The organism is Pseudomonas sp. LPB4.O (genome assembly GCF_038383825.1).
Lineage (GTDB): Bacteria > Pseudomonadota > Gammaproteobacteria > Pseudomonadales > Pseudomonadaceae > Aquipseudomonas > Aquipseudomonas putida.
This window is the reverse complement of record NZ_CP151298.1, coordinates 176,982-188,271: the sequence shown is the minus strand read 5'-3', so window position 1 is coordinate 188,271 and position 11,290 is coordinate 176,982. Positions and strand designations below refer to the sequence as shown.

The following is an 11,290-nucleotide window of genomic DNA, read 5'->3' as shown; positions in this document are numbered from 1 at the left end:
ATCAGAGGGTCTGCATCATCTTGCGCACGCCGGCAACATGCCGGCGGCTGACTGTCAGGGCATCACCGTCCAGGCCTTTCAGGTACAGCTGAAAGTGCCCCAGCGGGGTACGCTGCAAGCGTTCGATGCGCTCGCGGGCAACCAGCGCATTGCGGTGAATACGCACGAAGCGTTCGCCAAATTCATCCTCCAGGGCTTTGAGCGGCTCGTCGAGCAGCACTTCCCCGGCCTCGTGACGCAAGGTGACGTATTTGTGGTCGGCAATGAAATAGATCACCTGGGGCAAAGGAATCAGCTCGATGCCTTTACGCGTGCGGGCACTGATGTGGCTACGTGGGCCGCCACCTTCATTGGCCGGCCGGGTAAGCGCCGCCAACTGGGCGCGGTTGGGTTTTTCGGCCTTGCGCAAGGCATCGCGCAACGCCTGGGCCTGGAACGGCTTGGTCACATGGCTGAGGGTACTTTCCTTGAATGCCTCGGCACCGTATTCGTCATCCCCGGTGCAAAACACCACCGCCGGCGGCGCCTCGCGTTCGCACAGGCGAGCGGCTACCTGCAGGCCATCCAGGCCTGGCATGCCGATGTCCAGCAGGACCACATCGGGCTTGAGGCTTTCGATCAGCGCAAGGGCCTCCTCGCCGTTGGTGGCGCTAGGCTCCAGCACGGTATAACCCTCCAGTTCGCCGAGTAGCCGGCTGAGGCGTTCACGGCCTTGGGGTTCGTCATCAACGATCAGGACATTCATAATTGCGCTGGATTCCTGAATGAGTCTCGCACAGGTATAGCGTAGACAGGTGTAGTTCGAGCGACACTGCGGTCACGCTCTAGACCGGTGCGATGGCCAAAGATTCACTCGGACGGCAGATTCACCGCCAGTCCTTTGTCCAACTGTAGACGGTCCGTGGAACACTGCCGTTCATTCCTTAAAATCCTTCTCTGCCATTTTCCGGGCATTTCTCTCGACCGGCGCCCTGCGGCAGCCAGCCCAACCCTGCTATTATCGGCGCCACTTTTTCGTTCACGCCTGCAATGAGTGAATCCATGAGCACCGACAAGACCAATCAGTCCTGGGGCGGCCGCTTCAGTGAGCCCGTCGACGCCTTCGTCGCCCGTTTCACCGCCTCGGTCGATTTCGACAAGCGCCTGTACCGCCACGACATCATGGGTTCGATCGCCCATGCCACCATGCTGGCGCAGGTCGGCGTGCTCAGCGATGCCGAGCGCGACACCATCATCGATGGCCTGAAGACCATCCAGGACGAAATCGAAGCCGGCAACTTCGACTGGCGCGTCGACCTCGAAGACGTGCACATGAACATCGAAGCACGCCTGACCGACCGCATCGGCATCACCGGCAAGAAGCTGCACACCGGCCGCAGCCGCAACGACCAGGTGGCCACCGATATCCGCCTGTGGCTGCGCGACGAAATCGACCTGATCCTGGCCGAAATCACCCGCCTGCAGCAGGGCCTGCTGGAGCAGGCCGAGCGTGAAGCCGAAACCATCATGCCCGGTTTCACCCACCTGCAGACGGCCCAGCCGGTCACCTTCGGCCACCACCTGCTGGCCTGGTTCGAAATGCTCAGCCGCGACTACGAGCGCCTGGTCGACTGCCGCAAGCGCACCAACCGCATGCCCCTGGGCAGCGCCGCGCTGGCGGGCACCACCTACCCGATCGACCGCGAGCTGACCTGCAAGCTGCTGGGCTTCGAAGCTGTGGCCGGCAACTCGCTGGACGGCGTGTCGGACCGTGACTTCGCCATCGAATTCTGCGCCGCTGCCAGCGTGGCGATGATGCACCTGTCGCGCTTCTCGGAAGAGCTGGTGCTGTGGACCAGCGCGCAGTTCCAGTTCATCGACCTGCCGGACCGCTTCTGCACCGGCAGCTCGATCATGCCGCAGAAAAAGAACCCGGACGTGCCAGAGCTGGTACGTGGCAAGAGCGGCCGCGTGTTCGGCGCCCTCACCGGCCTGCTGACCCTGATGAAAGGCCAACCGCTGGCCTACAACAAGGACAACCAGGAAGACAAGGAGCCGCTGTTCGACGCTGCCGACACCCTGCGCGACTCGCTGCGTGCCTTTGCCGACATGATCCCGGCGATCAAGCCAAAGCACGCCATCATGCGTGAAGCGGCCCTGCGCGGTTTCTCCACCGCCACCGACCTGGCCGACTACCTGGTACGCCGTGGCCTGCCGTTCCGTGACTGCCACGAAATCGTTGGCCACGCTGTGAAGTACGGCGTGGACACCGGCAAGGACCTGGCCGAGATGAGCCTGGACGAACTGCGCCAGTTCAGCGACCAGATCGAGCAGGACGTGTTTGCCGTGCTGACCCTGGAAGGCTCGGTGAATGCCCGTGACCACATTGGTGGTACGGCACCGGCGCAGGTACGCGCTGCCGTTGTTCGTGGCAAGGCCCTGCTGGCTTCGCGTTAAGCCAGCCTCGCTGCCCTGCTTTTTGTAGGAGCAGCCTTGTGCTGCGAAGAGGCCGGTGCAAACACCATGGATAGAAGGTGTTTGCACCGGCCTCTTCGCAGCACAAGGCTGCTCCTACAGGTTCAGCGCTAGCTCCGGTTAGCGTTTACCGCTGCGAATCATCTCCATGAAGGCCGGCATCGACGCTTCCTTGTCCGCCACGATCCGCGCCATGTGCGGGTTCTCGCCCATCAGCTGCAGCAACGCCTTGGCCTGCGGGAAGTCGGCCAAAAAGTCGATGTTCAGCACTTTCTTGCCCACGGCATAAGCCAGGTCGACCGAGAAGCAGAACATCAGGTCTGCCAGCGTCAGCTGCTCGCCCGCAACATAGGGTGCAAAGCGACCGTTGCGCTTGAGGGTGGCAAAGCCGGCCAGCAAATCGGCCCGCGCTTTCTCTTTGACCAATGGCTCAACCGACATGCCGAAGAACGACTCGGCATAGCAAGTACGCGCCGGCAGCTCGATGTACAGCTCGATTTCCTTGAGCAGCTCACGCACCTTGGCCTGCCCGAACGGGTCGGCCGGCAGCAGTGCCTTGCCGCCTTGGGTCTGCTCGATGTAGTCGAGGATTACACTGGTTTCGCTGAGGAAGCCGTGCTCGGTCTGCAGCACCGGCACCTTGCCCCGCGGGCTCACTTCCAGCGCCTGTGGCGCCTGGCCGCCATAGAAGGTGACTTCTTCGAAGGGCAGGCCTTTTTCCAGCAGGGCCAGCTTGACCATGTTGTAGTAGTTGCTGACCGAGAATCCATGAAGCTTGAGCATGAGGTAACAGCCTCCAGGCCGTAAGGGGTTGGCCCGGCTTTTATAGACTCTAAGCCCGCCCCTGACCAGCGTCATGCACCCCGTCAATGCCCGGGCATTGCCGCCACGGGCGTGGCACACTGTGCATCCCATCACAGGAGTACCGCCATGAGCGAGCCCACCGACATCGACAATGACGACGAAGCCTTCGCCGAGGCGACACTGACCCAGGCCATCGAAAACCAGATTGAAAGCGGCGAACCGCCTGCGGCCAAGGCCACCTTCAACAAGCTGACCCTGGTCGGTTACGAGCGCGAGGACATCCTCAACCTGATGGCCCATGTGCTGGCCTTCGAAATCGACAACATGCTGGTGGAAGACCGCGCGTTCGACGGCGAGTGGTACGAGAACGCCTTGCGGGCGCTGCCGGAGCTGCCCCCTGAGATGGATCAAGGCGAGGACGAATAACCCGACTACACTCGAAGGTCAGGCACCGTAAGCGGTGCCGCCATCCTTGTCTGGAAGTCAGGAGTCGCCATGTCTTTTACCCCCGATCTGATCGCTGAACTGGAAGTACTCGCGCTGTTCAAACACGACAGCAGCCAGGAAGGCATCAAGATAAACAGCAACGCCGCCCCTGCCCTGGTCGCCGCTGCGCAACGCCTGCATGAGAAGGGACTGACCGATCAACCCGATGGCGGCTACCTGACCAGCCTGGGTCATGACGCCGTTGACAGTGTCCAGCTGCTGCAGAACATCCTCAAGGCGCCACAGCCGGCCTGAACCGAGATTACAAGGGGCTGCCATGCAGCCCATCGCCGGCAAGCCAGCTCCCACAGGTATTGCACATGGCTTGAAACTGATGCGGTCGGGGTGGGAGCTGGCTTGCCGGCGATGGGCCGCAGCGCGGCCCCCGGTCAGTTGGCCGTTGCCCTGCGCTTTTCCACCAGCCACGAGCGCCCATACAGGAACACAATGGCCAGCAAGGCCACCGCCTGTGCCGACAGCGAGTAGGCATCAGCGTGAATGCCCAGCCAATCGAACTCGAAGAACGCCACCGGCCGTGTGCCCAGCACCCCGGCTTCTTGCAGCGCCTTCACACCATGCCCGGCAAACACCACCGACAGCGCGCACAGCAGTGCGGCGTTGATGCTGAAGAACAGCGTCAGCGGCAGCTTGGCAGAACCGCGCAAAATCACCCAGGCCAGGCCCACCAGCAGCACCAGCGCCGTGGCGCCACCCGCCAGCACCGCCTGGTGCCCGGCAGGGCCTGCCTGCAACCACAGGGTTTCGTAGAACAGGATCACTTCGAACAGTTCGCGGTACACCGAGAAAAACGCCAGCATGGCAAAGCCAAAGCGCCCGCCGCCGCTGACCAGGCTGCTTTTGATGTAGTCCTTCCAGGCGGCAGCGTGGCGGCGGTCATGCATCCATACACCGAGCCATAGCACCATCACCGCGGCGAACAGCGCCGTGCAGCCTTCCAGCAGTTCGCGCTGGGCGCCGCCCACATCGATCACATAGGCCGCCACCGCCCAGGTGGCGAACCCGGCGACCAGCGCCAGCCCCCACCCGATGTTGACGCTGCGTACCGCCGACTGCTGCCCGGTGTTACGCAGGAAGGCCAGGATCGCGGCCAGCACCAGAATCGCCTCCAGGCCTTCGCGCAGCAGGATCAGCAAACCGGAGATATAACTCAGCGACCAGCTCAGGCCGTCGCTGCCCAACAGCTTGGCGGCCTGGTCGAGCTTGCCTTTTGCCTCAGCCAGACGCTGCTCGGCCTGGGCCACGGGCAGGCCATCCTGCAGGGACTGACGGTAGGCCATCAGGGATCTTTCGGTGTCCTTGCGCGCCTGGGTGTCGATGTTGTCCAGCGAGCTTTCCACCAGCTCGAAGCCTTCCAGATAGGCCGCTACCGACAGGTCATAGGCCTGGTCGTGGTCACCTGCGCGGTAGGCGGCCAAGCTTTTGTCCAGCGTGCTGGCGGTGTATTCGAGCAGTTGCGCCGGGCCGCGCTTGACTTGCGGCGGCTGGGCTCGCTGGGCACGGAACGCTTCCACGACCGCGCTGCCTTCGTTGGCGGCGACTTCGGCCGGGGTCTGGCGAGCCAGGTCGGCGATGTTCCAGGTCTTGTCGCCTTTGCCGGCTTCCGGCTTGGCGGTGAAGCTGGCGATATAGGCGGCTATATCCCAACGCTGACGGTCATCCAGCTGGTCGGCAAAGGACGGCATCTCGGTGCCGTCGATACCCAGGGCCAGGGTGTTGTAGAGGTCGAACAGACTCAACTGGTCCAGGCGTGAAACATCGCGCAGGTTGGCGGGCGCAGGCTCCAGGCCCACGCCAGCCGGGCCGTCGCCCGCGCCGGTGTCGCCGTGGCAGATCGAGCAGTTTTGCGCGTACAGCGCAGCGCCGCGGGCCGGGTCCGGGGTAATCACCGGGGCCTGGCTGACCTCGTAGGCCACTGCCAGGCGCGCGCCCAGCTGGCGGGCCTGCCTGGCGACAGCCGTGCCCTCCTGGCGCTGATCGATGGCCTGGCGCAACGCCTGGACGCCCTGCTCCAGCGCGGCTTGCTCGGTATTTGCGGGCAGGGCTTTGACCAGCTCGGCCAATACCGCGCTGAATTCCTGTTGCTCGCGGTATTCGCCCTCGTCGATCACCTTGCCGTCTTGTACGGTCGGCGGGTAGTCGGCGCCAATGTAGTCCAGCAGGTGCAGGGCTTTGCCGGCCTCGGCGGGGGACTCGGCCAGCGCCAGGGAGCTGCACAGCGCCAGCACTGGGCCGAGTAATAAAGCCGGCAACCAGGCAAGCAGACGTGAACGGGTTTTCATGGCCAGTCTCGAAGGGAATGCGAAAGAGAACATTGTTCACTCCCACTTTGCTTCCCTCAAGGGTGCCACGCAGATTTCATGAAAAATCTTGCTACAAATCAGATGACAAGTATTCCGCCGCCCTCAGAAGCTGCGCTGATCAGTGGGGGCTGGCTTGCCGGCGATTGGGCCTCAAGGCTTGGCGGTGTCCTTCCAGCCTCCACCCAGCGCCAGGAACACCCCAATCTGCCCCATGGCTACCTGACTATTGGCCGCTGCCAACTGCGCACGCATGTCGGTATAGGTGCGTGTGGCCTGCAAATCCGCCAGGAACGATTCACGCCCTGCCTGGTAATACCGGTGGGTCTGGTCCGCCGCTTCCTTGGCCGATTTTTCTGCCTCGGCCAAGGCATCACGCCGGTCCAGCAGGGCGCTGTACTGCGCCAGGCGGGTCTGTGTTTCGCGGATGGCGTTCAGCACAACCCCATCGAAGTTCGCCAACGCCGCCTGGGTTGAAGCTTCGGCCATGCGAATACGCGCACGGGTGCCGTTGGTAGGGATGCTCCAGCTGATCTGCGGGCCAAAGCCCCAGCGGTTGGTTGCGGGCTCACCGAGGTTCTCCAGGATACCGATAGTGCCAACCTGGGCGCCAATGCTGATGTCCGGGTACAAGGCGCCAGTGGCCACGCCAATATAGGCGGTGGCAGCAGCCAACTGGCGCTCCGCCTGGCGCACGTCTGGGCGACGTTTGAGCAGCGCGGCGCCATCACCCACCGGGACCAGCTGGTTCAGGTGTGGCAGCTCGGCACAATCGGCGGTACCGACAGGCAACTGGTCGACCGGTTTGGCCAGCAGCGCGGCCAGTGTGTACATGCCAGTTTCTCGCTCGGCCTTGAAGCGTGGCAGTTCGGCGCGCAAGGATTTGAACTGGGTCTGCGAACGGGTGACCTGGGTTTCATCACCGCGGCCGGCATCGCGCAGGCGCTGGTTGAGCGTGACGCTCTGCTCCTGCAGGTCCAGCGACTCGCGGGCGATGTGGAGTTCCTCGTTGGCCGAACACACCTGGGTGTAAGCCTTGACCACATCCGCCACCAGGGTGATACGCGCGGTATCGGCAGCGGCCTGCACCGCGTCGGCATTGGCCTTGGCGGCCTCGGTGCCGCGCTTGAAGGTACCCCACAGGTCGAATTGGTACGAGGCACTGATAATAGCCTCGCCAATGTTGGCCACTGGTACCTTCTCGGGCTGCAGGAAGGCTTCGCCCGACTCCTGCAACCGCTGGGCGCCGAGTTTGACGCCACCATTGAAGCCACCTTGCGATTCGGCCACTTCGACCTGGGCGCGGGCCTTGGCGATGTTGGCCGCCGCCACGCGCAACTCGGTGTTGGCATCCAGGGCCTGACGCACCAGCGCGTTCAGCCGCTGGTCCTGATACAGCTGCCACCAGTCCTCGGGCACCGGCGCCGAGACCACGCTATCGGCATCCTGGCGCAGCGGGCCGCTCAGATCGCTGCGTTGCACCGCAGCGTCCTTGGGCACCTCATAGTCGGGCCCGACCATCATGCAGGCCCCCAGCGACAGGCACAGGCCGGCCAGGATCAGCTGCTTCATGGGCGCTGGCCCTCGATGATCGACACCGTGGCGGTGCGCCCGGCAATCATACGGAAGTCCTGCGGCACTTCATCGAAGGCGATGCGCACCGGAATACGCTGGGCCAGGCGCACCCAGCTGAACGCCGGGTTGACGTTGGGCAGCAGGTTGGCGCCGCTGCTGCGGTCGCGGTCTTCGATGCCCGCGGCAAAGCTCTGCACATGGCCGCGCAGGCGGGTGTTGTCGCCCATTACGCGAATGTCCACGGCATCACCGATGTGGATGCCACCCAGCTTGGTTTCTTCAAAGTAGCCATCGACGTGGTACGAGGTGCTGTCGACCACCGACAGCACCGGGCGGCCGGCGGTGACGAATTCGTGGTTACGCGGGGCGCGGTCGTTCAGGTAGCCGTCCACCGGGCTGCGCACCACCGAACGGTCGAGGTTGAGCTGGGCGGTATCGACTGCCACCTGGGCCTCGCTGACAGCCGAGCGGGCGCGGGCCTCGCGGGACTGGCTTTCTTCCAGCTGCTCGGCGGCCACCAGGTTGCCCAGCTTGCGGTTGCGCTGCGCCTCGCGTGATGCCTGGGCCAGGGTTTCCTGGCGTTCGCCCAGGGTGGCCTTGGCCTGGCGCAGGGCCAGGGTGAAGCGGTCCTGGTCGATGGTGAACAGCACGTCATCGCGTTTGACGGTCTGGTTGTCGCGCACCTCGACCTTCTGGATCAACCCCGACACATCGGGGGCGATCTGGATCACGTCGGCGCGGATGTGGCCGTCGCGGGTCCAGGGGGCAAACATGTAGTACACCACCATCTGCCACACGAGCACGGCGGCGAAGGTCACTACCAGCAACGTCAGGACCACACGGCCCAAGGTCAACAAAGGTTTTTTCATGGCAGCATCAGGTTTCGGCAAAAGTGGTCCACCGCGCCAAGCAGCACGGCATACAGAGCAACGTTGAACAACGCCCGGTGCCAGACCAGGCGGTAGAAATGCAGGCGCACCAGCACCGCGTGCACCCCCAGGAACACCAGGTAGGTGCCAAACATCATCACCAGCAGCGTGGGTAGAAACACCCCGCTGATATCCAGTTCACCAATCACAGGGGCGCTCCGTCGAGGCCGGGGGGCAGTTGCGGTTGTTCGGCGGGTTCGAGCATCACTTCCACGCCCGGCAACAGCGCCAGCCGCAGGCCACTCAGGGCATGCAACAGGTGGGTGCGGGCATCGCCACGCTCGTACAATTCATCCAGGTTCAGCGCCAGGCGTGCGCGTTCCATGTTGCGCAGCAGCGCGGCCGGGGCATGCAGGCGCTCACCGGCCCGCAGGCAGGCGGCGTAGTGCGCGCCGACTTCTTCGACCACCGTGCGCAAGCGCTCGCGGGCCTGCTGGCCGGCGCGCGGCATATAGGCCAGCAGGTCGAGCAAGTTCAGCCCCACGCGCAGGTCACGCAGTGCCACGCCGCTGTCCTGGCCGGTTTGCGACAGGCGCGGGAGGTGCTGCATCAGGCGGTCGAGCATCTGTACGCCCACCTGGCGTTGCTCGGCCAGGGTCGCCGGCTCGGTCATTTCGACAATGTCGCGCCAGGCGAAGCGGGTCATGCGCTTGGCCGCCAGCTCCACGCCGAACGGGCGCATCACCAAGGTCCAGATGAACGCGAACAACAGGCCAACGGGGCCGGCCAGGTTGGCGTTGAGGAAGGTGAAGAAGTCGGCGTCGTAAGCACCCTGGATGCTGATGAAGGTCGAGGTGTTGACGATGGTCAGTAAGGTGCCCAGGTAGAAGCGCGGCTGCACGGTCAGGGTGCCGATACAGATGAACGGCACGGCAAACGCCAGCACCAGCATCGGGAAATCGTGCAGGTTGGGCAGCACCAGGAACAGGTACAGGCTGGAGAAGATGACCGACATCAGCGTCCAGAAGAAGAACCGGTAGATCTGCGGCGCCGGGTCGTCCATGGCAGCAAAGAAGCTGCACGACACGGCAGCAAGGATCACGGCGCTGGCGCCATCGTTCCAGCCCAGGCCAATCCACAGGCCGCACGCCACCACAATCGCCAGTACGGTAGAGGCCACCGAGTACAGCATCAGGCCACGGTCGAAGAATGCCGTCAGGCGGCCCAGGCGCCAGTGGCGATACACCGCGCGCCAAGGCTTGGCATCGTCGGTACGCAAGGCGTGCTGCAGGGTGCAGCAGTCCTGCCACAAGTCAGCCCATTCGGTCAGGCGGTACAGGGCGTTGGACAGCAGCAGTTCGGCGCGCTGGTCGAGCGCGGCGGCACCGGGCTGCAGGCGGTCGATCTGCTCGTGCAGCGCGGTCCAGCGCGTTACCGAAGCGCTGTGAGCAGTGCCTTTCAGCCATTCGCGCGCGGCTTCAAGCACGGGTTGAAGCTGGGCGAACTGGGCCGGGGCACGGCCCTCCAGGGCCACAAGTGCGTCGTCGAGCGCATCAATGACCGGCAGCAGGTGAATCATCCGCCCACGCAGCTCACGAGCGTTCTTCAGGGTATGTGGGCCGGCACCTTCGTGGCCTAGCTGGCCGATCATCAGCTCCAGCGAGTTGAAGGTGGCGACCATCGCCCCGCGCATGCCGCCGACCTTGTCGGCGCTGGCTTCGCGGGCCAGGTAGGTGTCGCTGTAGCGGATCGCCTCGGTGAACCAGTTACCGGTGGCACCGACCACCACAGGGGCCAGCCGGCGCGGCCAGAAAATGGCGCCGACCACTGCCGCACAGACGATCCCCAGGCAAATTTCCTGGGCACGGGAGGACGCCACGTCGAACACCGCCAGCGGGTTGTCGACCACCGCCAGGGCGATCATGGGCAGGGTATAGCCAGCCAGCATCAACACGTAGTTGTTGGCCGTGCGCAGGTTCAGCGACAGGAACAGCAAGGTGCCGGTCCACAGGGCGATGGCGATGCTCAGCAGCAACGGCGACTGCACCAGCGGCGGCACCAGGAAAATCGCCCCGCCGGCACCCAGCAGCGTGCCCACGGCGCGGTACAGCGCCTTGGAACTGGTGGGGCCGACGAAGGGGCTGGAAACGATATACACCGTGGCCATGGCCCAGTAGGGGCGCGGCAGCTGCATGAGCAACGCGATGTACAAGGCGATCATGGAGGCGGCGAAGGTACGCGCACCGTAGAACCAGTCGCGGGCCGGTGGTACAGAGCTGAAGAAGCCGTTCATGCCACCCCGCCCGTACCGCCCAGGCCGGCTGCTTCGAAGGCGCGCAGCACGCGCAAGGTGGCTTCCAGGTCGGCCTGGTCGATACCGTTGAGCACATCGCGGCGCAGGCGCACCAGCTCGGCTTCGATGGCCTCGGCCAGGGCACGGCCTTCGGCGGTCAGGCTCAGGGCCTTGGCGCGACGGTCCAGTGGGTCCTCGCTGCGGCACACCAGGCCAGCCTTGCACAGTTGGTCGAGCAGGCGCACCAGTGATGGGCTTTCCAGGCCGGCAGCCTGGGCTACGGCCACCTGGTGCACACCGTCGCCCAGGCGCACGATCATCAGCAGCGGCGCAGCGCAGGCTTCGGAAATGCCGTAACCGGTCAGGGCGGTATGGCAGATGCGCCGCCAATGACGGGCGGCAACCACCATGCCACTGCTGACTTGCAGGCGCAGGAGATCAAGGGACATGAAGGAAACCAAGGATATTCATAGTTTGCTAACTATCAATAT

Annotated in this window: 11 protein-coding genes; 3 read left to right on the top strand and 8 right to left on the bottom strand. The window is 64.2% G+C overall.

The genetic code is table 11. The annotated features are described in order from the left end of the window. Window position 1: 1 nt before the first annotated feature. Window positions 2-745, bottom strand: coding sequence for a LytTR family DNA-binding domain-containing protein (locus MRBLPB4O_RS00755; RefSeq protein ID WP_341797260.1), 744 nt, complete (start codon window positions 743-745; stop codon window positions 2-4). Between the two features lie 296 nt (window positions 746-1,041). Here MRBLPB4O_RS00755 and argH point away from each other — a divergent pair, with 296 nt between their 5' ends. Then, on the top strand, window positions 1,042-2,436 hold the full coding sequence (gene argH, locus MRBLPB4O_RS00750; protein WP_341797259.1) for an argininosuccinate lyase: 1,395 nt from the start codon (window positions 1,042-1,044) through the stop codon (window positions 2,434-2,436). A 138-nt stretch (window positions 2,437-2,574) separates the two neighbouring features. Here the strand turns inward: argH and MRBLPB4O_RS00745 are convergent, their stop codons facing one another. Beyond that, window positions 2,575-3,237, bottom strand: a complete 663-nt coding sequence (locus tag MRBLPB4O_RS00745; RefSeq protein WP_016484339.1) for a glutathione S-transferase — start codon at window positions 3,235-3,237, stop codon at window positions 2,575-2,577. Between the two features lie 147 nt (window positions 3,238-3,384). Here MRBLPB4O_RS00745 and MRBLPB4O_RS00740 point away from each other — a divergent pair, with 147 nt between their 5' ends. Next, window positions 3,385-3,684 carry a hypothetical protein gene (locus MRBLPB4O_RS00740; protein ID WP_258654554.1) on the top strand — a complete coding sequence of 100 codons (300 nt, stop codon included), beginning with the start codon at window positions 3,385-3,387 and terminating at the stop codon, window positions 3,682-3,684. Between the two features lie 69 nt (window positions 3,685-3,753). Beyond that, window positions 3,754-3,999: a TIGR02647 family protein gene (locus MRBLPB4O_RS00735; protein ID WP_016484337.1), complete on the top strand. Its 246-nt coding sequence runs from the start codon at window positions 3,754-3,756 to the stop codon at window positions 3,997-3,999. Between the two features lie 134 nt (window positions 4,000-4,133). Here MRBLPB4O_RS00735 and MRBLPB4O_RS00730 read toward each other — a convergent pair whose 3' ends face one another. From MRBLPB4O_RS00730 to MRBLPB4O_RS00705, 6 genes are all read right to left on the bottom strand, one after another. Continuing rightward, window positions 4,134-6,077 carry an FTR1 family protein gene (locus MRBLPB4O_RS00730; protein ID WP_341797258.1) on the bottom strand — a complete coding sequence of 648 codons (1,944 nt, stop codon included), beginning with the start codon at window positions 6,075-6,077 and terminating at the stop codon, window positions 4,134-4,136. Between the two features lie 138 nt (window positions 6,078-6,215). Further along, window positions 6,216-7,634 carry a TolC family protein gene (locus MRBLPB4O_RS00725; RefSeq protein WP_341797257.1) on the bottom strand — a complete coding sequence of 473 codons (1,419 nt, stop codon included), beginning with the start codon at window positions 7,632-7,634 and terminating at the stop codon, window positions 6,216-6,218. Next, the gene (locus MRBLPB4O_RS00720; RefSeq protein WP_341797256.1) at window positions 7,631-8,506 is read right to left on the bottom strand and encodes an HlyD family secretion protein; all 876 of its coding nucleotides are present in this window, start codon (window positions 8,504-8,506) and stop codon (window positions 7,631-7,633) included. Before MRBLPB4O_RS00720 ends, MRBLPB4O_RS00725 begins: the two co-directional genes overlap by 4 nt. Then, the gene (locus tag MRBLPB4O_RS00715; RefSeq protein WP_016497473.1) at window positions 8,503-8,715 is read right to left on the bottom strand and encodes a DUF1656 domain-containing protein; all 213 of its coding nucleotides are present in this window, start codon (window positions 8,713-8,715) and stop codon (window positions 8,503-8,505) included. Before MRBLPB4O_RS00715 ends, MRBLPB4O_RS00720 begins: the two co-directional genes overlap by 4 nt. Then, on the bottom strand, window positions 8,712-10,799 hold the full coding sequence (locus MRBLPB4O_RS00710; protein WP_341797255.1) for an FUSC family protein: 2,088 nt from the start codon (window positions 10,797-10,799) through the stop codon (window positions 8,712-8,714). Before MRBLPB4O_RS00710 ends, MRBLPB4O_RS00715 begins: the two co-directional genes overlap by 4 nt. Next, window positions 10,796-11,248 (bottom strand): MarR family transcriptional regulator, encoded by a 453-nt coding sequence (locus MRBLPB4O_RS00705; protein WP_341797254.1) that lies wholly within the window; start codon window positions 11,246-11,248, stop codon window positions 10,796-10,798. The genes MRBLPB4O_RS00710 and MRBLPB4O_RS00705 overlap by 4 nt, the downstream gene beginning before the upstream one ends. Window positions 11,249-11,290 lie beyond the last annotated feature (42 nt).